At 64.5% G+C, this 21,896-nt stretch carries 18 protein-coding genes; 11 read left to right on the forward strand and 7 right to left on the reverse strand.

The genetic code is table 11. The features are described from left to right. Nucleotides 1-186: 186 nt before the first annotated feature. The 3 genes from AC0L3A_RS13370 to AC0L3A_RS13380 are packed head-to-tail and all read right to left on the reverse strand — an operon-like array spanning nucleotide 187 to nucleotide 3,954. On the reverse strand, nucleotides 187-981 hold the full coding sequence (locus tag AC0L3A_RS13370) for an IclR family transcriptional regulator (protein WP_354127252.1): 795 nt from the start codon (nucleotides 979-981) through the stop codon (nucleotides 187-189). A gap of 17 nt (nucleotides 982-998) precedes the next feature. Then, nucleotides 999-2,732 carry an FAD-dependent oxidoreductase gene (locus tag AC0L3A_RS13375; protein ID WP_473254524.1) on the reverse strand — a complete coding sequence of 578 codons (1,734 nt, stop codon included), beginning with the start codon at nucleotides 2,730-2,732 and terminating at the stop codon, nucleotides 999-1,001. A 7-nt stretch (nucleotides 2,733-2,739) separates the two neighbouring features. Then, a complete protein-coding gene (locus AC0L3A_RS13380) occupies nucleotides 2,740-3,954 on the reverse strand; it encodes an ABC transporter substrate-binding protein (RefSeq protein WP_354127254.1) in 1,215 nt (404 codons plus the stop codon). A gap of 367 nt (nucleotides 3,955-4,321) precedes the next feature. On the opposite strand from AC0L3A_RS13380, the gene AC0L3A_RS13385 reads away from it, so the two are divergent. From AC0L3A_RS13385 to AC0L3A_RS13425, 9 genes are all read left to right on the forward strand, one after another. Continuing rightward, the gene (locus tag AC0L3A_RS13385; RefSeq protein WP_473254525.1) at nucleotides 4,322-5,623 is read left to right on the forward strand and encodes an MFS transporter; all 1,302 of its coding nucleotides are present in this window, start codon (nucleotides 4,322-4,324) and stop codon (nucleotides 5,621-5,623) included. A gap of 263 nt (nucleotides 5,624-5,886) precedes the next feature. Further along, nucleotides 5,887-7,236, forward strand: a complete 1,350-nt coding sequence (locus AC0L3A_RS13390; protein WP_007595773.1) for an ABC transporter substrate-binding protein — start codon at nucleotides 5,887-5,889, stop codon at nucleotides 7,234-7,236. 55 nt (nucleotides 7,237-7,291) lie between these two features. Beyond that, the gene (locus AC0L3A_RS13395) at nucleotides 7,292-8,221 is read left to right on the forward strand and encodes an ABC transporter permease (protein ID WP_473254526.1); all 930 of its coding nucleotides are present in this window, start codon (nucleotides 7,292-7,294) and stop codon (nucleotides 8,219-8,221) included. Continuing rightward, on the forward strand, nucleotides 8,218-9,120 hold the full coding sequence (locus AC0L3A_RS13400; RefSeq protein ID WP_007595770.1) for an ABC transporter permease: 903 nt from the start codon (nucleotides 8,218-8,220) through the stop codon (nucleotides 9,118-9,120). The genes AC0L3A_RS13395 and AC0L3A_RS13400 overlap by 4 nt, the downstream gene beginning before the upstream one ends. A 7-nt stretch (nucleotides 9,121-9,127) precedes the next feature. After that, entirely contained in the window at nucleotides 9,128-10,234 is a 1,107-nt protein-coding gene (locus AC0L3A_RS13405; protein ID WP_007595769.1) for an ABC transporter ATP-binding protein, read from the forward strand. Nucleotides 10,235-10,255: 21 nt separating this feature from the next. Beyond that, the gene (locus AC0L3A_RS13410) at nucleotides 10,256-10,747 is read left to right on the forward strand and encodes a (2Fe-2S)-binding protein (protein WP_473254527.1); all 492 of its coding nucleotides are present in this window, start codon (nucleotides 10,256-10,258) and stop codon (nucleotides 10,745-10,747) included. Nucleotides 10,748-10,749: 2 nt separating this feature from the next. Continuing rightward, a complete protein-coding gene (locus AC0L3A_RS13415) occupies nucleotides 10,750-13,137 on the forward strand; it encodes a xanthine dehydrogenase family protein molybdopterin-binding subunit (protein WP_219681212.1) in 2,388 nt (795 codons plus the stop codon). 11 nt (nucleotides 13,138-13,148) lie between these two features. Beyond that, nucleotides 13,149-13,946, forward strand: a complete 798-nt coding sequence (locus tag AC0L3A_RS13420) for an FAD binding domain-containing protein (RefSeq protein ID WP_219681210.1) — start codon at nucleotides 13,149-13,151, stop codon at nucleotides 13,944-13,946. Nucleotides 13,947-13,962: 16 nt separating this feature from the next. Next, on the forward strand, nucleotides 13,963-15,450 hold the full coding sequence (locus AC0L3A_RS13425; RefSeq protein ID WP_473254528.1) for an amidase: 1,488 nt from the start codon (nucleotides 13,963-13,965) through the stop codon (nucleotides 15,448-15,450). A 3-nt stretch (nucleotides 15,451-15,453) separates the two neighbouring features. Here the strand turns inward: AC0L3A_RS13425 and AC0L3A_RS13430 are convergent, their stop codons facing one another. Continuing rightward, complete coding sequence (locus AC0L3A_RS13430) at nucleotides 15,454-16,353, reverse strand: LysR substrate-binding domain-containing protein (protein ID WP_354127261.1); 900 nt, start codon at nucleotides 16,351-16,353, stop codon at nucleotides 15,454-15,456. 202 nt (nucleotides 16,354-16,555) lie between these two features. Between AC0L3A_RS13430 and AC0L3A_RS13435 the strand changes: the two genes are divergently transcribed. Beyond that, nucleotides 16,556-17,353 (forward strand): fumarylacetoacetate hydrolase family protein, encoded by a 798-nt coding sequence (locus AC0L3A_RS13435; protein WP_473254529.1) that lies wholly within the window; start codon nucleotides 16,556-16,558, stop codon nucleotides 17,351-17,353. 193 nt (nucleotides 17,354-17,546) lie between these two features. Here the strand turns inward: AC0L3A_RS13435 and AC0L3A_RS13440 are convergent, their stop codons facing one another. Together AC0L3A_RS13440 and AC0L3A_RS13445 are read right to left on the reverse strand one after the other, a co-directional pair. Continuing rightward, nucleotides 17,547-18,398: an HpcH/HpaI aldolase/citrate lyase family protein gene (locus tag AC0L3A_RS13440; RefSeq protein WP_473254530.1), complete on the reverse strand. Its 852-nt coding sequence runs from the start codon at nucleotides 18,396-18,398 to the stop codon at nucleotides 17,547-17,549. Further along, on the reverse strand, nucleotides 18,398-18,850 hold the full coding sequence (locus AC0L3A_RS13445) for a MaoC family dehydratase (RefSeq protein ID WP_473254531.1): 453 nt from the start codon (nucleotides 18,848-18,850) through the stop codon (nucleotides 18,398-18,400). Before AC0L3A_RS13445 ends, AC0L3A_RS13440 begins: the two co-directional genes overlap by 1 nt. A gap of 229 nt (nucleotides 18,851-19,079) precedes the next feature. Here AC0L3A_RS13445 and AC0L3A_RS13450 point away from each other — a divergent pair, with 229 nt between their 5' ends. Further along, the gene (locus tag AC0L3A_RS13450) at nucleotides 19,080-20,246 is read left to right on the forward strand and encodes an acyl-CoA dehydrogenase family protein (RefSeq protein WP_007595760.1); all 1,167 of its coding nucleotides are present in this window, start codon (nucleotides 19,080-19,082) and stop codon (nucleotides 20,244-20,246) included. A 61-nt stretch (nucleotides 20,247-20,307) separates the two neighbouring features. On the opposite strand, the gene AC0L3A_RS13455 is transcribed toward AC0L3A_RS13450, so the two are convergent. Next, entirely contained in the window at nucleotides 20,308-21,891 is a 1,584-nt protein-coding gene (locus tag AC0L3A_RS13455; RefSeq protein WP_473254532.1) for an AMP-binding protein, read from the reverse strand. Nucleotides 21,892-21,896 lie beyond the last annotated feature (5 nt).

Consider the following 21,896-nt stretch of genomic DNA (forward strand, 5'->3'; position numbering starts at 1 on the left):
CATCAATCGACTTGACCAATGGCCAACCTGTCAGTGATGTGTCCGAACAAGCGTCAGCTATGTCTCCGGTCTAAACACTTGACCGGGCGATCCAGTACTCCGAGATAGCAGCGACAGGGCCGATGGGCCGCGGCGTACTGGATGCCCCGCCTTTGCGGGGCATGACAGCGGTGGTTGCAGGCAACCTCACTCCGCCGCAACCGTCATCCCGTAACCGAGCCGCTTCGAGATCCCGCCGGCGCAGTCGCGTAGCGCGTGGGCGATCGCGCTGTCCCAGCGGGCATCGAACGTGCCTTCCGGCCCCATCGCGGTGATCACCAGTGCGACATGGCCGGAATGGTCGAACACCGGCGCGGCGAACGCATTGACGCCGGGCAGGGGGTCGCCGAGCGCGCGGGCGAGGCCGTGCTTGCGCACTTCGGTGAGCATGTCAGCGAGCTTCACGCCCTTGATCGGCCGCTTCGGGTTATAGCCGACGCCGTGACGATCGAGGCCGCTTTCGAGTGCGGCGTCGATGGTCTTCTCCGGCAGGAAGGCGGCAAAGGCGCGGCCGGTCGCGGTCTCCAGCAGGGCCATCACCGAGCCGGCCCGCATCACGATGTGCACCGGCTGGCCGGGCTCCTCCAACTGCACCACGGTGGGACCATGCGTGCCCCAGACCGCCAGCGACACCGCGTGCCCGATCTGACTCGCGAGCGCCGCGATCTTCGGTCCGGCGATACGCACGCCGGAGAGGCGGCGCAGGCTGATCAGGCCGAGCTCCAGCGCCAGCGCGCCGATCTCGTAGCGGCCGGTGGTCTCGTCCTGCTCGATCAGGCCGATGCGGGAGAAGCTGGCGAGATAGGGATGCGCCTTGGCCGGCGTCATGCCGGCCTCGCGCGCGAGATCGCGCAGCATCATCGGCCCGCCGCTTCTCGCAAGCGCGCGGAGCAATTCGCCGCCGACCTCGATCGACTGGATGCCGCGGCTTTCTCTCTTCATGCGCCTCCTGGCGTGGCTTACGCCGCGTTGCGCTTGGCGGCGCTGTCGGCGAGATGACGGCCGGCAATGTAGCCGAAGGTCAGCGCCGGCCCAAGCGTGATGCCGGCACCGGGATAATTGCCGCCCATGATGCTCGCCATGTCGTTGCCGGCGGCATAGAGCCCCGGAATGACCCGTCCTTCTGCATCCAGCGCCCGCGCGTTCTCGTCGGTGACGATGCCGGCATAGGTGCCGAGATCGCCGACCACCATCTTGATGGCGTAGAACGGACCGTTCTCGATGGGCGCGACGCACGGGTTCGGGCCGTGCAGCGCATCGCCCTGGTAGCGGTTATAGGCCTTTGAGCCCTTGCCGAAGGCCGCATCATGCCCCTGTGGTGCGGTCGCATTGAACTGCTTGACGGTCTCGACGAACGCCATGCTGTCGATGCCCGCCTTTGCCGCGAGCGCCTCCAGCGTCTCGCCGCGCATGAGATAGCCGGTCTTGAGGTGATGACCTAGCGGCATCGGGAATGGCGGCACGCAGCCGAGGCCGTACTTCCGAAGCGTCTGGTGATCGCAGACGAGATAGGCCGCGATCTCCTCGCCGGGCTTCGCAGCCTTCACCATGGCCTGGACGAAGTCGTGATAGGAATTGCCCTCGTTGGCAAAGCGCTTGCCGTCACGCATCACCGCGATCACGCCGGGTTTGGCGCGGTCGATGAAATGCGGCATCACACCGCTTGAGCCGTCCTTGCGCTTGGTGACCGAGACCGGGACCCAGGCTGCCGCGTTCGGCAGCCGGTCCTCGACCTGTCCGCCGGCGCTTTCCGCAAGGCGCAGGCCGTCGCCGGTATTGCCGGTCGGTCCCGGCGAAAAATGCTCGTTCCCAGTCGGCGCGTGCGGGAACAGCTTTTTGCGCCGTTCGACATCATGCGGGAAACCGCCGCAGGCGAGCACGACGCCTTGTCTGGCACGAATGCGGACGTCGCGTCCCTCGCGGGCGACGATGGCGCCGGTGACAGTGCCGTTCTCGACCGTCAGCTCGCGTACCGGCGCGGACAGCCACATCGGAATCTTAAAATCCTGTGCGGATTTCGCGAGGCGCCCGGCCAATGCGTTGCCATTGGTCAGCGTCATGCCGCGGCCATAGCGCAGCACGTCCATCAGATGCCGCGACAGGCGCTTTGCGACATAGACCGCCGAATTCAGCGACTTCGTCGCGCGCATGAAATGGACGATGTCCTTGCCGGATCCAAGCATCATTCCGAATACGGTCAGCTCGGGCAGGGGCATGCCGAGGGTCTTAATCTGGTCGCCGAGCTCGCGGCCGTCGAACGGGCGTGCCACCATCGAACGGCCACCCTGGGCGCCGCCGGGCGCCTCGGCGTGGTAGTCCGGGAACACCAGCGGCATGTCGAAACGGAGCGCGGTCTTGCTGGTGAAAAAATCGACCGCCTCGGGCCCGGCGCTCAGGAATGCATCGACGCGCGCGGCGTCAAAGTTGTTGCCGGCTTCGTGCCGCAGATAGGTGCGGGCCTGCTCAGGCGTCTCCTCGATGCCGTAGGCCTTTGCCAGCGAGGTGCCGGGAATCCACAACCAGCCGCCGGAGCGGGCGGTGGTGCCGCCGAAGCGCGGCTCCTTCTCGACGATCAGGACGTCGAGACCGCGATAGCGCGCGGTGATCGCGGCCGACATGCCGGAGCAGCCAGATCCGGCCACGAGCACATCGCACTCGTAAATCTCAATTGCGTTGCGCTCGTTGCCGGTCATGCAGGCCTCACTTCTTCAGCAGCGGACATTTGGATTCGGAGACCGGGCGGAAGGCGTCCTCGCCCTTCACCGTCTTGATGATCTCCAAATAATCCCAGGGTTCTTTGGACTGCTCTGGCGTTTTCACCTTGGCGAGATACATGTCGCGAATGACGCGGCCGTCCTCGCGCAAGCGTCCGCCATGAACGAATGTATCCTCGATTGGCAGCTCGCGCATCTTGGCCATCGCCTTGGCGGGATCATCGGTGCCGGCGGCCTTGATGGCCTTGAGATAATGCAGCACCGAGCCGTAGACGCCGGTCTGGATCATGGTCGGCATCACCTTGGTGCGCTCGTAGAATTTCCGCGACCATGCGCGGGTCGCCTCGTCCATGTTCCAGTACGACGCAGTGGTCATGTAGGTGCCCTGCGCGGATTTGAGCCCGATCGCGTGCACGTCGGTGTCGAACATCAAGAGGCCGACCAGCTTCTGGCCGCCTTGGACCAGGCCGAACTCGCCCGACTGCTTGATCGCATTGTCGGTGTCCTGGCCTGCATTGGCGAAGGCGACGACGTCCGATTTCGAGCTTTGCGCCTGGAGTGCAAAGGAGGAGAAATCGGCCGTATTGGTCGGGTGCTTCACGCCACCCAAAACCTTGCCGCCCATCTCGTTGATGAAGCGCGTGGCGTCCTTCTCGAGCTGCTGGCCGAAGGCGTAGTCGGCGGTGATGAAGTACCAGGATTTGCCGCCTTCCTTGATCACGGCGGAGGCCGTCACCTTCGACAGCGCGTAGGTATCATAGGTGAAGTGCACGGTGTTCGGGCTGCAAAGCTCGTCGGTCAACGAACTCGCGCCGGGGCCTGACAGCAGCGCGATCTTGTTGCGCTCGCGCACCATGTTGTGGACGGCGATCGCGATGCCGGAATTGGGAATGTCGACGACGGCATCGACCTTGCCGTTGTCGAACCAGCCGCGCACGATCTGCACGCCGACGTCGGTCTTCATCTGATGGTCGGCGCTGATGATCTCGATCGGCTTGCCGAGCACGGTGGGCCCGAACTCCTCCACCGCCATCTTCGCGGCCTCCACGGAGCCTGGCCCGCTGTTGTCGCGGCCCCAGCTCGACAGATCCGTCAGCACGCCGATCCGCACAGCGTCGTCGGAGATTTGCGCGTTCGCAACGGTGGTTATGGCAGCCGAAGTCATGGCCCCGAGCATAGCGCAGGCCAAAAGCCCTCTCATCGTCGTTCCCTCTCGTTTATGGGCCGCTTGGCGCGGCTGGTTATTGTGAGAGCAAGTTAGATAATGTTGAATAAGTTTGTCAATGGCGAATAAAGGGATGCAGGTTCCGTGAAGGCCGCGAAGAGGTTGCGGAGCGGCGCACGCGACTGTTTCAACAACGTCATTGCGAGCGAAGCGAAGCAATCCAGGTTCTTTCCGCGGCGGGATTCTGGATTGCTTCGTCGCAAGGGCTCCTCGCAATGACGGTGCTGAAGCAGTAGCGCGCAATTGTCACCCACTGTGATCCTCGTCGACGACTATGCCCGGACAAGTTGCAACCGCCATCGCGATTGGCCATGATGGCGCCCAGGAATCTTGGGGCGCGGCAATGACGGCAGCATCGGGGGTCTCCACTGCGGCGGAGAAATCGACGACGGCGCATGTGGTGTGGGCGAGCGCGCTCGGCACGGCTATCGAGTGGTACGACTTCCTGATCTACGGCACGGCGGCGGCGCTGGTGCTGAACAAGCTGTTCTTCCCGAGCTTCGATCCCTTCGTCGGCACGCTGGCGGCGTTCTCGACCTATGCGGTCGGCTTTGTCGCGCGGCCGATTGGCGGTGCCATCATCGGGCATTATGGTGACCGGGTCGGCCGCAAGAAGATGCTGGTCGCGACCATGATCGCGATGGGACTGGGCACGTTCCTGATCGGTTGCCTGCCGACCTACAGTCAGATCGGCGTCTGGGCGCCGATCTTCCTCGTCATTTTGCGCTTCGTCCAGGGCATCGGGCTCGGTGGCGAGTGGAGCGGGGCGGTGGTCATGGTGGCCGAGCACGCCGGCAACCGCCGGGGCTTCTACGGCAGTCTGGTGCAGATCGGCTTCCCGGTCGGAGTCGCCGCGTCCACCGGCATTTTCGGTCTGATGACGCAGCTGCCCGAAGCGGACTTCTTGAGCTGGGGCTGGCGCGTGCCGTTTCTGATCAGCATCCTGCTCGTCGGCGTCGGCTTCATCGTAAGGCTGAAACTCGCGGAGACGCCGCACTTCAAGGAGGTGCTCGAGCGCAAGGAGGTCCTGGCGCAGCCGGCGCTGGAAGTCCTGCGCCGCGACTGGCGCAGCTTCCTGCTCGCGATCGGCATCACGGTGTCCGAAGTCGGGCTTGCTTATCTCCTCACTGTTTTCACCGTGGTCTATACCACGACGCAGCTCGGCCTGCCGCGGCAGGTGATCCTCAATGCGGTGGTCTATGCCGCGCTCGTCGAGCTCGCGACGTTGCCCCTCGCAGGCTGGCTGTCCGACATCTTCGGCCGCAAGGCGCTGTATCTCGCCGGCGGTGTGTTCTCGGTGGCGCTGGCGTTTCCGTTGTTCTGGTTCCTCGACACCAGGGATCCGGCGCTGATCACGCTCGCGCTCGTCGTCACGATGACATTGACGCATGCGCTGCTGTTCGGGCCGAAGGCGGCCTTCATGCCGGAGCTGTTCCGCACCCAGGTGCGCTACAGCGGCGCATCGCTGGGAGCCAACGTTGCCGCCGCGCTGAGCGGCGGCTTTTCGCCGCTGATTGCGACAGCACTGCTGGCATGGGCGGGTTCTTATTGGGCCGTGTCGGTCTACATCATCGCGCTGTCGATCGTCACCATCATCGCCACACTGGTGGCGCCGGAAACGGCGCGGGACCAGCTCAGGTCCTGAGGGCCGCCTTCATCACGTCTGCCGCGCGAACGGGCCCGCACGTTCGAAGCCATCGTTTTGTATGCACGTCTTGACGCCTTCTTATGCGCGCTGCCAAAAGCCGGTGCAGCGGGGCGAACCATTAGCCGCGTTTATGCAGCGAATTTTTACTTCCAATTTTACTTCACAACATCCCGCCCATAGCCTCCTGCGCAATTGGTCACATCCGCAGCCGGTCAATGGCGACCGGTGCGCAGCGTTCATCGTAGCCAACGAGGGTTGCCATGCTTGACAGGGACAAGGGGACATCCACTGCCAATCCGGCGGGGACGAGCGACAGGTCTGCGAAAAAGCTGAGCCGACGCACGCTGTTGAAGGGCGCTGCGGCGGTGGCCGGCGCTGCCGCAGGATCGGACGCGATCCGCGGATTCCCAACCATCTGGGCGCAGGAGATCAAGGACATCGAGCTGCGCCATGTCGGCGTGTCCTATTCGGTGGTGAAGGCGATCGGCGACCAGGCGGCCAAGGATCTCGGCTTCAAGGTGACGATGCAGAACCTCGACACCTCCGCTGCCATCAACCGCTTCATAAGCCAGCCTAATACGGTCGATATCGCCGATCTCGAGGGCTGGCAGGCCAAGCTCGCCGCCAAGCGCGGCGTGATCCAGGGCATCGAGGTCAAGAAGATCAAGGAGTTCGACAACATCCTGCCGATCTTCACCAAGGGGGAGATCGACGGTCACAAGATCCCGCGCCAGGGCATCTCGCCCTACGAGGCCATGTATATCGCCAAGCCCGATTCGACCGATCTGAACGACGGCGTGACCGAATGGGCGACCTTCCTGCCGCAGGTCTACAACGCCGACTCCATCGGTTACCGCCCCGACCTCGTCGGCCATGAAGTCACGGAATGGAAGGATCTGATCGATCCGAAATTCAAAGGCAAGGCCGCGATCCTCGACGTGCCCGCGATCGGCATCATGGACGCCGCGCTCTGCTTCGAAAGCGCCGGGCTGATCAAGTACGGCAACAAGGGCAACATGACCAAGGAGGAGATCGACTTCACCTGCAACAAGCTGATCGAGCTCAAGAAGCAGGGCCAGTTCCGCGCGACCTGGACTACCTTCGACCAGTCGGTGCAGCTGATGGCGGCGGGCGAAGTGGTCATCCAGTCGATGTGGTCGCCGGCGGTTGCCGCGGTGCGCGTGAAAGAAATCCCCTGCGTCTACGCGCCGGTCAACATCAAGAACGGCAAGGAAGGCTATCGCGGCTGGTGCAACGGCATGGGCCTGATGAAGCATCTCTCCGGCAAGAAGCTGGACGCGGCCTACGAATATCTCAACTGGTATCTGTCGGGCTGGCAGGGCGGCTTCGTCGCGCGCTACGGCTATTACAGCCCGGTGCCTTCGACTGCGAAGAAATTCCTCACGCCGGCCGAATGGGCGTTCTGGTACGAGGGCCAGCCCGCGCCGGAGGTGGTCAACGATCCCTATGGCGTTGCGATGGAGAAGGCGGGCACCAAGCGCGACGGCGGTTCGTTCCTCGACCGCGTCAAGAACATCTCCTGCTGGAATACGCTGATGGACGAAGCCGCCTACATGAACAAGCGCTGGAACGACTTCAAGGTGGCCTGAAACCTGCTTTTCCTGACGTGAACGAAGCGCCGGCGTGGCGATGCGCCGGTGCCAAATGACCGAGTTCGAGGCGTTTGCCGACATGCAGCCAAGCCTTAGTCCAGCTCTTAGTCCAGCTCAAACCTCACCACGCGCAAATCTCGCCGGCTGGCTCTACGTGTCTCCGCTCGTGCTGGTGCTCGTGCCGTTCTTCGTGGCGCCGATCCTGGTCGTGCTGGCCGCGAGCTTCTTTGCCACCGACGGCTTTGGCGGGCTGACGCCGGGCCTCACGCTCGCAAGCTATGTCGAGGTGCTGCATTCGGCGCTGACGCTGAAGCTGTATCTCGCGACCATCAAATTCACGGTGCTGACCTGGATCTTCACACTGATCATCGGCTTCTTCGTCGCCTACTTCCTGGTTTTCCACGTCCGCAACCAGTTGCTGGCGATTGGCCTGTTCCTGCTCTGCACGGTGCCGTTCTGGACCTCGAACATCATCCGGATGATTTCCTGGATTCCGCTGCTCGGCAAGGAAGGCCTGATCAACCAGGCGCTGCTGGGGCTTGGCGTGATCCCCCAGCCGCTGGAAGTGCTGCTGTTCTCGGACCTAGCGGTCGTCATCGCCTATGTCCACCAGCTCACCATTTTCATGATCGTGCCGATCTTCAATTCCATGGCGCGGATCGACAAGAAGCTGATCGAGGCCGCGATTGATGCAGGCGCCAGCCGTTTCGACATCATGCGCCTGATCGTGGTGCCGATGTCCAAGAGCGGCATCGCCCTCGGCACCATCTTCGTCGTCTCGATCGTGATGGGCGATTTCTTCGTGGTCAAGGTGATGTCCGGCGGCGGCTCGGCTTCGGTGGTGAGCGCGTTCTACGAGGACGTCGGCGTGCTGCAATATCCGAGCGCGGCGGCCAGCGCAGTGTTGCTGACGCTGGTGCTGGTCGCGATCGTCTCGCTGATCCTGCGCACCGTCGACATCAGGCAGGAGATCACGCGATGAGCGCGGTTCTCGCCGACATGTCCAAAACCGATGTGTCAAAGACGATCGCGCCGGCGACAAAGGCGATTGCGCCGAGCAAGGGCGGCCGGCCGTGGACGTTCTACGTCCTGGCAACGCTGTTTGCGTTCTATGTGATCGCGCTCTACGGCCCGATGTTCTGCATCTACGTCCTGTCGTTCCAGGACATCCGCGGCGGCCTCGTGTTCCCGATGAAGGGCACTTCGCTGCACTGGTTCGTCGATCTCTTCACCCAGGTGCGGACCGGTGACGTCAAGGGCTCGTTCGACCGCTCGATCAAGCTCGCCGTCATTGTCACTGTTATCACGGTGGTGGTCTCGTTCCTCGCCGGGCTCGGTTTTCGCAAGCGCTTTCGCGGCGACACCGTCGTGTTCTACATGATGATCGGCAGCCTGGTCGCGCCGGGTCTCGTGCTCGGCCTCGGCACCGGTCTGTTGTTCCAGGCGCTCGGGCTCAATGCGAGCTGGTACACCTCGGCGCTCGGCGCGCAACTGTCCTGGACGCTGCCGTTCGGCGTGCTCGTGATGTTCGCGGTGATGTCGCGCTTCAACCATGTCTGGGAGGAGGCGGCCTACGACCTCGGCGCCAGCCGCTGGCAATCGATCCGGCTGGTGATGATTCCGGTGCTGGCGCCCGGCCTCGTCGCGGTCGCGCTGTTCGGCTTCACGCTCTCCTACGACGAGTTTGCGCGCAGCCTCCAGACCGCGGGCTCACTGAACACGCTGCCGCTGGAGATATGGAGCATGACGCTGAACGTCACGTCCCCCTCACTCTATGCGCTCGGGACGGTGACGACGATCGTCTCCTTCATCGTGATCGGCGCAAGCCTGGGCAGCATCGTGCTGATCCAGAAAAAGCGCGGCAGCAGCACAAAGGGTTGAGCTGAGAATGAAGAGTGATCGCGGCGATATCGAACTGGCGGGCGTCTGCAAGAGCTTTGACGGCGTCACCAATGTGGTGGACGGTGTCAATCTCAAGATAGCCGACGGCGCCTATTGCTGCTTCATCGGTCCCTCCGGCTGCGGCAAGACCACGATTTTGCGCATGATCGCCGGCCACGAGGACCCGACCGCCGGCGAGATCGTGATCGGCGGGCAGAACGTCGTCGGTCTTGCGCCGGTGCAGCGGCGCACCGCGATGATGTTCCAGTCCTACGCGCTGTTCCCGCATCTCACCGTGCGCGACAACATCGCGTTCGCCTTGCGCGTGCGCGGCATGTCGAAGGCTGATCGCCTGCGCGCTGCGGATGCCATGATCGAGAAGGTGCGGCTGACGCAATTCGCCGACCGCCTGCCGGCGCAGCTCTCCGGCGGCCAGCAGCAGCGTGTGGCGCTGGCGCGCGCCGCGATCACCGAGCCGAGGGTACTCTTGCTCGACGAACCGCTGTCCGCCCTGGACGAGCAGCTCCGCGTGCAGATGCGCCAGGAGCTCAGGCGGATGCAGCAGGAGCTCGGTATCACCTTCATCCACGTCACCCATACCCAGCTCGAGGCGATCGCGCTCGCCGATCTGGTGGTGGTGATGGAGCAGGGCAGGATCAAGCAGGCGGGCGCGGCCCGCGACGTCTATGCCCATCCGCACGATCGTTACGTCGCTGAGTTCATGGGCGGGCAGAACGTGCTGTCGGGGCGGGTCGAGAAGGTCAACGGTTCGACCTTTACGCTCGCGCAGGCCGCGCCTGATGGCATCGAGGTCCCGCTTCAGGCGCGGTCCACGGTGAGCGTCGGTGACAAGATCGATATCGCCGTGCGCCGCGACGATGTCGCGCTGGTCCGGCCGGGCAGGGAACTACCGCCGGGCTGCACCACGTTGCTGCCGAGTCGTGTGCTCGCGATCGAATACCAGGGCTATTTCGTCAAGGTCATGCTGGACACCGTGCCGGACGACGCGTTCGTCGCCTACGTGCCGGAAAAGACTTTCTTCGCGGATCCGTTCACCGTCGGCGACGTCGTGATGGCCACATGGGCCACCGGCAGCGCGCTTCCACTCGCCTAAAGACCCGTCGCGCACAGGAGTATGATCGTGCAGATATCCTTCACACTCAACGGACGGCCAACCATTGTCGATGTCGAACCGGCGATGCTAGTCGCCGAGCTGCTGCGCGAGCGGCTCAACCTCACCGGTACCCATATCGGCTGCGACACCAGCCAGTGCGGCGCCTGCGTGGTGCACCTCGACGGCCTGCCGGTGAAGAGCTGCACACTGCTCGCGCCCGCGCTCGACGGCGCGACGCTCCTCACTATCGAGGGGCTTCATGGAGCGCCCGGTTCGAACCAGCTGCATCCGATGCAGGAAGCGTTTCGCGAGCATCACGGCCTGCAATGCGGCTTTTGCACGCCCGGTATGCTGATGACAGCGGTGGCGCTTGCGACCGAGAAGCCGGATCTGACGGAAGTCGACGTCCGCCATGGCCTTGAAGGCAATATCTGCCGCTGCACCGGCTATCAGAACATCGTCGTCTCGGTCATGGCTGGCGCTGCCGCCATGAACGCCGCCAGGGGAGAGTGACCATGGGCAATGTGATCGGGATCGGCGCTTCGCCAAAACGGAAAGAGGACCAGCGCTTCCTCACCGGCCGCGGCAATTACGTCTCCGACATCAAGCGTCCCGGCATGACGGCGGGTGTGTTCGTGCGCTCGCCGCACGGACACGCGATCCTGCGCGGCATCGACAAGAGTGCGGCGCTCGCATCGCCCGGCGTCATCGCGGTCCTGACCGGCGAGGATGCCGCCGCGGACAAGCTGGGATCGCTGCCCTGCGGCTGGGGTATCTCGGATGCCAAGGGCGTGCCGATGAAGGAGCCCCCATTCCCGATGCTGGCGCAGGGCAAGGTGCGCTTCGTCGGCGACATGGTGGCCTTCGTCGTCGCGGAGACGCCGGCGCAGGCCAGCGCGGCGGCCGAACTGCTCACGGTCGATTACGAGGTGCTGCCCTCAGTGGTCGGCGTGCTCGAAGCCGTGCGGCCCGGCGCGCCGCAATTGTTCGACGACGTGCCGAACAACCTCTGTTGCGATTGGGAGCTCGGCGACAAGGCCGCGGTCGAGACTGCGTTCCGGAAAGCGGCGCATGTCGCAAAGCTCAGCCTCGTCAACAACAGGCTGATCGGCAACCCAATGGAGCCGCGCGCGGCGATCGCCGAATACGAGCCCGGCACGGATCGCTTCACGCTGTGGACCACCAGCCAGTTCCCGCATGTCGTACGCTTCCTGATGGGCGCGCTGGTGCTGAACATTCCGCAGCACAAGCTGCGCGTGGTCGCGCCCGATGTCGGCGGCGGCTTTGGAGTCAAGCAGTTCCACTACGGCGAGGAGGCCGTGATCACCTGGGCCGCCAAGCGCGTGATGCGGCCGATCAAATGGGTCGCGAGCCGGTCGGAAGGCTACGTCTCCGATCGTCACGGCCGCGATCACGTCACCGAGGCCGAGCTTGCACTGGACGAGACCGGGAAGTTTCTGGCCTTCCGTGTCAACACGCTCGCCAATATGGGCGGCTATCTCTCGACCTTCGGGCCGAACATCCCGACCAATCTCTACGGGCCGCTGCTCGGCGGCGTCTACACCACGCCAGCAATCTACTGCAACGTGAAGGTGGTGTTCACCAACACCGTTCCGGTCGACGCCTATCGCGGCGCCGGCCGTCCCGAGGCGACCTTCGTGCTGGAGCGAATCGTCGACGTCGCAGCCAGCGAGATGGGGATCGACCGCGTCGAGATTCGCCGACGCAACATGATTCCGAAGGAGGCCTACCCGTATCAGACGCCGGTGCTGGTGCAATACGATTCCGGCGATCCGATGGGGTGTCTCGACGGCGCCCTTGTCGCGGCCGACGTCAAGAACTTCGGTATCCGCAAGGCGGAGTCGGCGCGCAGGGGCAAATTCCGCGGGCTCGGCTACTCGACCTATGTCGAGGCCTGCGGCCTCGCACCGTCGCGCTTCGCGGGACGATTGGGCGCGCGCGGCGGGCTCTATGAGAGCGCCACGGTGCGGGTGCATCCGACCGGCCAGGTCACGGTCATGATCGGCACCCACAATCACGGCCAGGGCCACGAGACGACGTTCGCGCAGATCGTCTCGGAAAAGCTCGGCGTCGCGTTTGACAATGTCGACATCGTGTTTGGCGATACCGATCGCGTGCAGTTCGGCATGGGTACCTATGGCTCGCGTTCGCTGGTGGTTGGCGGCGCGGCGCTGTCGAAGGCGACCGACAAGGTGGTCGCGAAAGGCAAGAAGATCGCGGCGCATCTGCTTGAAGCGGCCGAGATGGATATCCAGTTCGAGGCCGGAAAATTCTCGGTCGCAGGCACCGACCGCATGAAGACGTTCGAGGAGATCGCGGGCGCCGCCTACGTGCCGCACGACTATCCGCTCGAAGTGCTGGAGCCGGGACTCGAGGAGCAGGCTTATTACGATCCCGTCAACTTCACCTATCCCGGCGGCTGTCACATCGCCGAGGTCGAGGTCGATCCGGAAACCGGCACGGTGACGCTGGTCAATTACACCGCGGTCGACGACGTCGGCACGGTCATCAACCCGATGATCGTCGAGGGCCAGTTGCACGGCGGCATCGTGCAGGGCGTCGGTCAGGCGCTGTACGAGAACGCGGTCTATGACGAGGGCTCGGGCCAGCTGCTATCGGGCTCGCTGATGGACTACTGCATGCCGCGCGCCGACCACATGCCGATGATGAACATCTCGACCCATTCGACGCTGTGCACGCACACGCCGATGGGCGTGAAGGGTTGCGGCGAGGTCGGCACCATCGGTTCGCCGGCTGCGGTCATCAACGCGGTGGTCGATGCGCTGTCGCATCTCGGCGTCACCCATGTCGACATGCCGGCGACGCCGAACCGGATTTGGCGCCTGCTTCAGAATGCATCGCTGCCGGTCGCTGCGGAATAGGGAGGACAATCATGAAACCGTTTGCCTATCACCAGCCGGACCGGATTCCCGACGCTGCCAAACTGCTGACCTCGATCGAGGACAGCAAGCTCGTCGCCGGCGGCATGACGCTGATCCCGACGCTGAAGCAGCGGCTGGCCAGCCCGCCTGCCTTGATCGACCTGTCGAAGCTCGGGAATCTGAAGGGCATCACCGACGGCGGCGCCACCATCACCATCGGTGCGATGACGCCACACGCGGTGGTGGCCGCCTCGAAGCTGGTGCAGGGAAAGATTCCCGGTCTCGCCGCGCTGGCGTCGATGATCGGCGATCCCGCCGTGCGCATCCGCGGCACGATCGGCGGTTCGGTCGCGAACAACGATCCGGCGGCCGATTATCCGGCAGGTGTGCTGGGCCTTGGCGCGACCGTCGTCACCAGCACGCGCGAGATCGCGGCCGACGGGTTCTTCCGCGGCCTGTTCGAGACCGCGCTCGAACCTGGCGAGATCATCACCGCGATCCGCTTTCCCGTACCGCTCAAGGCGGGCTACGCCAAGTTCAAGGCGCCAGCGTCGCGCTATGCGCTGGTCGGCGTGTTCGTCGCGAAATTCGCCGATGGCGTTCGCGTGGCCGTGACCGGAGCGGGCTCCGGCGTATTCCGCGTTCCCCCGATGGAAGATGCGCTGTCTCGAAGTTTCGATCCGTCCGCGATCGCGGCGATCAAGATCGACACCGAGGGTCTCACCTCCGACATCCATGCCGAAGCCGACTACCGTGCGCATCTCGTCACGGTCATGGCCAAGCGCGCCGTCGACGCGGCGCTCAGCTAGTACTTTAGGGTTGATGATGACTGATGGTTTTGGCCGAGCGGCCTTCCCGCCGGCGCCGACTGGCCTTGGCTCGCTTTCCGCAATCGAGATCCTGGCCGGCTACCGGCGCAAGGCGTTCACTCCGCGCGATGTCGTCGACGACACCATTGCCGCCCTGGAGGTGACGAATGGGGCCTGCAACGCGGTGGTGACGCCGATGTACGAGCAGGCGAGGGCGGAGGCCGATCGTCTCACCAGGGAGATGCGCGCCGGCGAGGCCAAGGGGCCGCTCGCCGGTATACCTGTGACGATCAAGGACCTGGTCTTTGTTGCAGGCGTGCCGGCCCATGGCGGCTCGCCGATGAACAAGGCATTCGTGCCCGATGTCGACGCGGCCGTTGTCTTGGCGCTGAAGGAGGCGGGTGCAATCGTCACCTGCAAGACCACGACCTGCGAGTCCGGTTACAAGTTGACGGCGGACAGCCCGGTCACCGGCACCACGCGCAATCCCTGGAACCCCGGTCGCACCAGTGGCGGATCGAGCGGCGGCGCGGCGGCGGGCGTTGCCGCCGGCTGCGGTCCGATCGCGATCGGAACGGACGGCGTGGGCTCGATCCGCGTGCCTTCGTCTTTTTGCGGAGTGTTCGGCCTCAAGCCGACCTTTGGCCTGGTGCCGCGTTCACCCGGCTTCTCGCCACCGTCCTGGGGCTCGCTCGCGCATACCGGGCCGATCACGCGCACGGTCGCGGATGCCGCGCTGACGCTGGAGATCATCGCCGGCTACGATCTGCGCGATCCCGCGAGCCTGCCGGTGGCGGCGCGGCGGTTTGATACGAAGGCGGCGCCGTTGAACGGCATTCGTATCGGCGCCAGCGTCGATCTCGGCTACGCCGCCGTCAGCCCCGATGTGCGCGCGGCGTTCGGCAAGGCGTTGGCCATTCTCGATGCCTGCGGCGCGCAGGTCACCATGGATGGTCCGGGCCTCGATCCCGGCATCCTCGAGCACACGCTGAAGCCGATCGCCTTTACCGAACAGGCGGCGGCTGTCGCGAGCAAGACCACGGCCGATCTCGCCAGCTCCGAAGCAGATTATCTTGACGTCATCAGTGCCGGTCGGCGCTACAGCGGCACGGACTATATCGAAGCGGGGTATCGCCGCGGCCAGGCTCGCAGCGGCTTCCTGAAGCTTTTCGAGCGCGTCGATGCGCTGGTGACGCCGACCGTCGCGGTGACTGCGTTCGAGGCCGGCCGTCTCGGCGTCGAGACGATCGACGGCGGGAAGGTCGATCCGCATCTCGGCTGGTCGCCCTTCACCTGGCCGATCAATCTCGCCGGCCTACCGGCCGCGACGCTGCCCTGCGGCTTCGATCGCGAGGGAATGCCGATCGGCTTGCAGATCGTCGCTGCCTGGCTCGACGAGCCCACGATCTTCCGCATCGCCGCTACGTTCGAAGCGGCGCAGCCCTGGGCAGCGTTCTGGCCGTCACTGGCGCTCCGCGAAAAGCCGGCGCGCGCGAAGGCATGAAGCTCAGGACAGCTCGATCGGATCGCCGCGGCCGCTGAGCTCCTCGTCGAGGCGCAGATAGTGCGCGAGATAATCGTGCAAGGCGGTTGCCGCCTTCGAGGTCGCGCCGCTCGACTTGTAGAGCAGCAGCTCGATCTTCGGCAGCGGCGGCAGGCCCTCGTTCGGGCCGATCTCGCGCATTGCCGGCACCAGGGCGCTGCGGCCGAGTACGGTCACGGCCATGCCGGCGAAGGCCGCCGCCTGGAGGCCGCCGACGCTTTCGCTGACGCAAGCGATGCGCCAGCGCAAATTCGCGCGCTCCAGCGTCTCGATCGCGTAGTCGCGATAGATGTTGCCGGGCGGCAGCAACGCCAGCGGAATGGGCCGCTCCTGGTGCGCGGCGGACTGCTCGCCGGTCATCCAGACCAGTTGCTCGCGCCGTACCACCTGGCCGCCCGTAAAATCATTCATGCGGGTGACGAGCGCGATGTCGACATCGCCGCGCTTGACGAGGCCCACCAGCGGCGTCGAGAGCGCGCAATTGAGCTCGACCTGGACGCGCGGGAAGGATTTTCGGAACACGCTGAGGATCTGCGGCAGCATGAAGGCCGCATAGAGGTCGGGCGTGCCGAGCACGACCTGACCCTCGATCTCCTGCGACGCCAGTTGCGAAATCAATTCGTCATGCAACCGCAGGATGGATTTGGCGTAGGTGAGAACCGTGGTGCCGTCCTCGCTCAGCGTCAGCCGGCGCCCGGCATGCTCGAACAATTGCTTGCCGGTGAGCTCCTCCAGCCGCTGCAATTGCAGGGTGATCGCCGGCTGGGTGCGGCCCAGCCGCCGCGCGGTCTCGGTAATGCTGCCGGTCTCGACCACGGAGATCAGCGACCGGAGCATGCGGATATCGAGGCTGATGAGGTTCATGCGGCATCCATGTCGCCCAGAATTTATGCAAGTTCCATGCTAGTGGCGAAAGGGAGCCGGTTTGGAAGGCGCGGCTGCAGGTGGCCTGTTCTCGTCGATCAGAGGACGTGCCGGTGCAGCATTGCTGGCATACTGAATATTGATTATCAGGCGGGTCGGCGCGCATGATGCGCCCAACGAACATAAAAAGGGAGCACAAAACATGAAAGAGATCTCACCAACGCGACGAGAGCTGCTCGCAATTGCCGCGGCCGCAGGTGCTGTCTCGATCGCGGAAGTTGCGCCGGCTGCGGCGCAGACCGGGCCGAAGCCGATCTTTCCAGTGCCGATGGTCACCATCCCGATCGTCGGCGAAACCCAGGTGTTCCAGGTCCGACGCATCTACTGCATCGGGCGCAACTACGCGGCGCATGCGATCGAGCGCGGCTCGGACCCGAACCGCGAGCCGCCGTTCTTCTTCCAGAAGCCGACCGACGCAATCCAGAACGTCGCGATCGGCGAGGTCGCCAATCATCCCTATCCGTCGCTGACCAAGAACTATCACCACGAGGTCGAGCTGGTCGCCGCGCTGAGATCCGGCGGCAGCAACATCCCGGCCGAGAAGGCGCTCGACCACGTCTATGGTTACGCGCTCGGCCTCGACATGACCCGGCGCGATCTCCAGAACGGCATGGCCGCGGAGAAGAAGCCCTGGGAGATCGGCAAGAGCTTCGACCACGCCGCGGTGCTCGGCCCGATCCACCCGGCCAGCAAGACCGGCCATTTCGACAAGGGTGCCATCTCGCTCGCGATCAACGGCACAGTGAAGCAGAGCTCGGATCTCAGCAAGATGATCTGGAGTGTGGCCGAGCAGATCGCAAAGCTGTCGGAAGCGTTCGAGCTCAAGGCCGGCGACATCATCTATTCCGGCACGCCCGAGAATGTCGGTCCGGTCGTGAAGGGCGACGTGCTGTTGTGCAAGCTCGACGGCTTGCCGGACATGTCGATCAAGATCGTCTAGCGGCGGGCTTCCGCTCTCCCCAACTGCGTAACCTGAGGGGCGAGACGTTTTCGCTTCGTCATGCCCGGGCTTGTCCCGGGCATCCACGTTCTTGGGCGCCGGTTGTGTGGAAGCCCGTGAATGGCCGGGACAAGCCCGGTCACGACGACGCTGAGAGTGGCCTCGATCCCTTGTCGCAGCGCGGCGTCCTGCTCTAGCTCTGGCCGAGGATCTTCATCGCTGCGCGAAGATGCGGCTTGTCGATCATCTGGCCGTCGAGGCGTAGCGTGCCGGAGTTCGGATTGTTCGCGAACGCCGTAATCACCTTCTCGGCCCAACTGCGCTCGGCCTCGGTCGGCTCGAACGCCGCGTTGACCACGTCGACGTGCTTGGGATGGATCAGCGCTTTCGCCGAAAAACCGTCACGCCGCGCCGCGCGCGTTTCTTGTTCGAGCCCCGCCAGATTGTCGATGTCGGTGTAGACGGTGTCGATCGGCGCGACCTCGGCCGCGGCGGCCGCCATCAGGCAGAGATCGCGCGCCAAGCGATAGGGGCTGTGGAACACGCCGCCTGAGGCCTTTTCAGTAGCGCCGAGCGAGGCCGAGAGATCCTCCGCGCCCCACATCAGGCCCGCGAGGCGAGGAGAGCAGCCCTTGTAGCCGCCGAGCCCGAAGATCGATCCTGCGGTTTCGGTCGCGACGCAGACGATGCGCGTTGCGCCGATGGCGATGCCAGCCGCAGCCTCCAAAGCTTCGAGCCAGGTCGCGACCTGCCGAACGTCGTCGCCGCCCTGCGATTTCGGCAGCACGATGCCGTCGGGCTTGCCTGGAATCACCGCGGCGAGGTCGGCGAGCGTCATGCCGGTGTCGAGCGCGTTGACGCGGACATAGAGCTGATGGGGTTTGTTGCGGCCCTTCAGCATCGCCAACGTCAACCCGCGCGCCTCCGGCTTCTTGTCGGTGACGACCGAATCCTCGAGGTCGATGATCAGCGCGTCGGCGTTGCCTTCGCTGGCCTTCTCGAATTTGCGCGGGGAGTCGCCCGGCACGAACAGCATCGAACGCATCAGACCGGCCTCTTGTGCATCATCGCCATGCGGCGGCATTTGCCGACGATTTCGTCGTTCTGGTTGAGAGCGTGGTGCTCGAACTCGACGATGCCCGCCTTGGGGCGCGATTTGGATTCCCGCAACGAAAGCACCTTCGTCGTCGCCCGCAAAGTGTCGCCATGGAAGACCGGTTTCGGAAAAGTGACGTCGGTCATGCCCAGGTTGGCAACGGTGGTTCCCATGGTCGTATCATAGACCGTCATGCCGATCATGATGCCGAGGGTGCAAAGGCTGTTGAAAATGCGCTGGCCGAACTCGGTCTGGGCCGAAAAATGCGCGTCGATGTGCAGCGGCTGCGGGTTGAGCGTCAGCAGACTGAACATGGTGTTATCCATCTCCGTGACGGTCCGCGTCAGGGGATGCCTGAACTCCTGGCCCACCGAAAACTCCTCGAAATAAAGTCCGGCCATCGCGGTCTTCCTCCCTGCGAAATAACGGCGCGTTCACACCGTGGCGCCGCATGATCCCATGCATGGTACACACAGTTGGCAGGCAAATTCACGTATCTGTACCCGGTTTTTCAAGCTAAAGAACGCAAGCGAGGGAACGTCCGGGTACAGTCATCGGCCACGGCCTTCGCATGGGAAACGCGAAGAGGCGGGAGATTGCGCGGGCGCGGCTCCCAGCAAGGAGACCATCATGGATTTCGCGCTCACGGATCAGCAGGAGGCCATTCGCGACGCTATCGCGAAGATCTGCGAAGACTTTCCCGATGCTTATTGGTTGAAGAAGGACCACGACGGCGGCTTCCCGCACGACTTCCACAAGGCGCTCGCCGACGCCGGCTGGCTCGGCATCTGCGTGCCGGAGGCCTACGGCGGTTCCGGGCTCGGCATCACCGAAGCCGCGATCATGATGCGCGCCATCGCGGAATCCGGCGCCGGCATGTCCGGCGCATCCGCGGTGCACATCAACGTGTTCGGCCTCAATCCCGTGGTCGTGTTCGGCACCGAGGAACAGCGCAAGCGCATGCTGCCGCCGATGGTCGAGGGCCGCGAGAAGGCGTGCTTTGCCGTGACCGAGCCCAACACCGGCCTCAACACCACCCAGCTCAAGACCCGCGCGGTGGCCAAGAACGACCGCTACATCGTCAACGGCCAGAAGGTGTGGATCTCGACCGCGCAGGTCGCGCACAAGATCCTGCTGCTGGCGCGCACCACGCCGTTGGAGGAGGTGCGCTCGCCGACGCATGGGTTGAGCCTGTTCTATACGGACTTCGATCGCAACAGGATCAAGGTCCACGAGATCGAGAAGATGGGCCGCAAGGTCGTCGATTCCAACGAGCTGTTCTTCGAGGATTTCGAGATCCCCATGGAAGACCGCATCGGCGAAGAAGGCAAAGGCTTCCAGTATATCCTCGAGGGCATGAACCCGGAGCGCATTCTGATCGCAGCGGAAGCCGTCGGTCTCGGCAAGCTCGCACTGTCGCGCGCGACCGAATACGCCAAGACCCGCGTGGTGTTCAACCGGCCCATCGGCAAGAACCAGGGCATTCAGCATCCGCTGGCCGTCAACTGGGTGGAGCTCGAGGCGGCCTGGCTGATGGTGATGTCGGCCGCCTGGCAATACGACAAGGGCATGCCTTGCGGTGGCGCCGCCAATGCCGCGAAATACATTGCGGGCGAAGCCGGATATCATGCCTGCGAGCAGGCGGTGATGACCCATGGCGGCTTCGGCTATGCCAAGGAGTTCCACGTCGAGCGCTATTTGCGCGAGGTGCTGATCCCGCGCATCGCGCCGGTCAGTCCGCAGCTTGCGCTCAGCTTCATTGCGGAAAAGGTGCTGGGGCTGGCCAAGTCATACTAGGCTTGAGCGCGCACCATTGTGGGGCGCTGCGATGGTCGCCTCCAAGCGAAGCCCATAGACGTTATTCGGCAGCGATCCGCTCCATCGCCATGGCTCGAAGCCGGGCGCGCTGGATCTTGACGCCGTTGGCGCTGTCGGTGACGGGGAAGGCCTCCACGACATAGATCCGCGCCGGGACCTTGTAGCCGGCGAGCCGCTCGCGCAGGCGCGCGATCAACGCGTCCTGCCGCGGCGGCTCGTGGGGTTGCTGGGCGGGGATCACGAAGGCAACGCAGCGGGCGCTTCCCTTCAAATCGACCGCGACGACCTGGGCGTCGGCCACACCAGCGCACGATTTGAGTTCGTCTTCGATCTCGCCGGGCGCGACCAGGAAGCCGCCGAGCCGCATGGCGTCGCCCGCGCGGGTTTCGTACACGAAGGAGCCGTCGCCGCGCAGCCGGCCGATATCGCCGGTGCGGAAGAAGCCATCCGCGGTGATGGCGTCGCGCGTCGCGTCGGGATTGTTGTAGTAGCCCAGGAAGCGCGACGGCGCGTTGATCTCGATCTCGCCTGAGACACCTGAAGCCGCGAGCTCGCCGGTCTCGGTGTCGCGCACACGGACCTTGGCCTCCGGCGACATCGGCCAGCCGCCGCCCTCGATGCGATCTGTGAAGGCGTCACTCGAGCGTGCGATCGAGAACAGCGCCTGAACCTCGCTCGAACCGTAGAGGCCGTGCAACGGCATGCCGCGCGCCTCGGCCTCGGCAGCGAACTCGCGCCAGCCGGGCTGGAACGCGGCAAAGCCGCAGACTTCGAGATGCGGAAACGGATGCGGCGCCTCGGTGAGGGCGAGGATGCGGCGGAACATCTCGTCCGAGCCAAAGGCATGCGTGATCCCGCACTCGCGGAGAAGCCTCAGCGCCGGCGCGGCCTCGAAGGCGTCGAGCGCATGGACGGTCGCGCCCGCTGCGACGAAGCCGAGCAGGCTCGTCATGCCAAAAGTGCCGCAGAACGGCAGCATGGCCAGCAGCGCATGGCGCTGTGGCGAGAGTTTGAGCGCCTTGGCAACGGAGGCGGCGTGCGTGGCCAACGTTCGCTGCGAATGCGCGACAAGCTTCGGTCCCTTGGTGGTGCCCGATGTCGTGTAGAGCAGAACCGGCAGATCGAAATCATCCTGAGCAGGCGGGGCAGGCGGATAGCGCTTCTCGAAGGCATCGAGGCGCACGCAGGGCCATTGGGCGGGAATCTCATCCGCGCCGACCACCGCGATCTCTCGCAGCGCAGGCACCTCGTCCTTCGCAATGTCGGCGAGAATAGCGACAAAGTCGATCGAGCGGAACGCGGCTTCGATCACCATCAGACGGGCGCCGGACAGCTTCAGGAGATGCGCGACCTCCGCGCTGCGGTAGCGCGTATTGACGGCGGCGACGATTGCCCCAAGCCGGGCGGCCGCGAACAGCAGCGGGATCCATTCGATCCGGTTGACCAGCCAGACCGCGACGACATCGCCCTTGCCGATACCGCGCGCGGCAAGCCAGGCGGCGGTCTGCTCGATCTTATCCGAGAATTCCGCGCGCGAGACCGGCGTGCCGTCGAACACGAAGGCCGGGTCGGCGGCGGCTTCGGTCCGGATCAGCGATTGCAGCGAAAATTCGTTAGCGCTCATGGCAA

This window comes from Bradyrhizobium sp. MI1.3, assembly GCF_055811695.1.

What these genes read in the sequence shown, in the direction of transcription:
- AC0L3A_RS13450 (WP_007595760.1), top strand. Translation starts at nt 19,080, where the DNA reads ATGGATTTCGCGCTCACGGATCAGCAGGAGGCCATTCGCGACGCTATC.
- AC0L3A_RS13415 (WP_219681212.1), top strand. Translation starts at nt 10,750, where the DNA reads ATGGGCAATGTGATCGGGATCGGCGCTTCGCCAAAACGGAAAGAGGAC.
- AC0L3A_RS13455 (WP_473254532.1), bottom strand. Translation starts at nt 21,891, where the DNA reads ATGAGCGCTAACGAATTTTCGCTGCAATCGCTGATCCGGACCGAAGCC.
- AC0L3A_RS13440 (WP_473254530.1), bottom strand. Translation starts at nt 18,398, where the DNA reads ATGCGTTCGATGCTGTTCGTGCCGGGCGACTCCCCGCGCAAATTCGAG.
- AC0L3A_RS13410 (WP_473254527.1), top strand. Translation starts at nt 10,256, where the DNA reads ATGATCGTGCAGATATCCTTCACACTCAACGGACGGCCAACCATTGTC.
- AC0L3A_RS13395 (WP_473254526.1), top strand. Translation starts at nt 7,292, where the DNA reads ATGACCGAGTTCGAGGCGTTTGCCGACATGCAGCCAAGCCTTAGTCCA.
- AC0L3A_RS13425 (WP_473254528.1), top strand. Translation starts at nt 13,963, where the DNA reads ATGACTGATGGTTTTGGCCGAGCGGCCTTCCCGCCGGCGCCGACTGGC.
- AC0L3A_RS13445 (WP_473254531.1), bottom strand. Translation starts at nt 18,850, where the DNA reads ATGGCCGGACTTTATTTCGAGGAGTTTTCGGTGGGCCAGGAGTTCAGG.
- AC0L3A_RS13385 (WP_473254525.1), top strand. Translation starts at nt 4,322, where the DNA reads ATGACGGCAGCATCGGGGGTCTCCACTGCGGCGGAGAAATCGACGACG.
- AC0L3A_RS13420 (WP_219681210.1), top strand. Translation starts at nt 13,149, where the DNA reads ATGAAACCGTTTGCCTATCACCAGCCGGACCGGATTCCCGACGCTGCC.
- AC0L3A_RS13435 (WP_473254529.1), top strand. Translation starts at nt 16,556, where the DNA reads ATGAAAGAGATCTCACCAACGCGACGAGAGCTGCTCGCAATTGCCGCG.
- AC0L3A_RS13430 (WP_354127261.1), bottom strand. Translation starts at nt 16,353, where the DNA reads ATGAACCTCATCAGCCTCGATATCCGCATGCTCCGGTCGCTGATCTCC.
- AC0L3A_RS13405 (WP_007595769.1), top strand. Translation starts at nt 9,128, where the DNA reads ATGAAGAGTGATCGCGGCGATATCGAACTGGCGGGCGTCTGCAAGAGC.
- AC0L3A_RS13400 (WP_007595770.1), top strand. Translation starts at nt 8,218, where the DNA reads ATGAGCGCGGTTCTCGCCGACATGTCCAAAACCGATGTGTCAAAGACG.
- AC0L3A_RS13375 (WP_473254524.1), bottom strand. Translation starts at nt 2,732, where the DNA reads ATGACCGGCAACGAGCGCAACGCAATTGAGATTTACGAGTGCGATGTG.
- AC0L3A_RS13380 (WP_354127254.1), bottom strand. Translation starts at nt 3,954, where the DNA reads ATGAGAGGGCTTTTGGCCTGCGCTATGCTCGGGGCCATGACTTCGGCT.
- AC0L3A_RS13370 (WP_354127252.1), bottom strand. Translation starts at nt 981, where the DNA reads ATGAAGAGAGAAAGCCGCGGCATCCAGTCGATCGAGGTCGGCGGCGAA.
- AC0L3A_RS13390 (WP_007595773.1), top strand. Translation starts at nt 5,887, where the DNA reads ATGCTTGACAGGGACAAGGGGACATCCACTGCCAATCCGGCGGGGACG.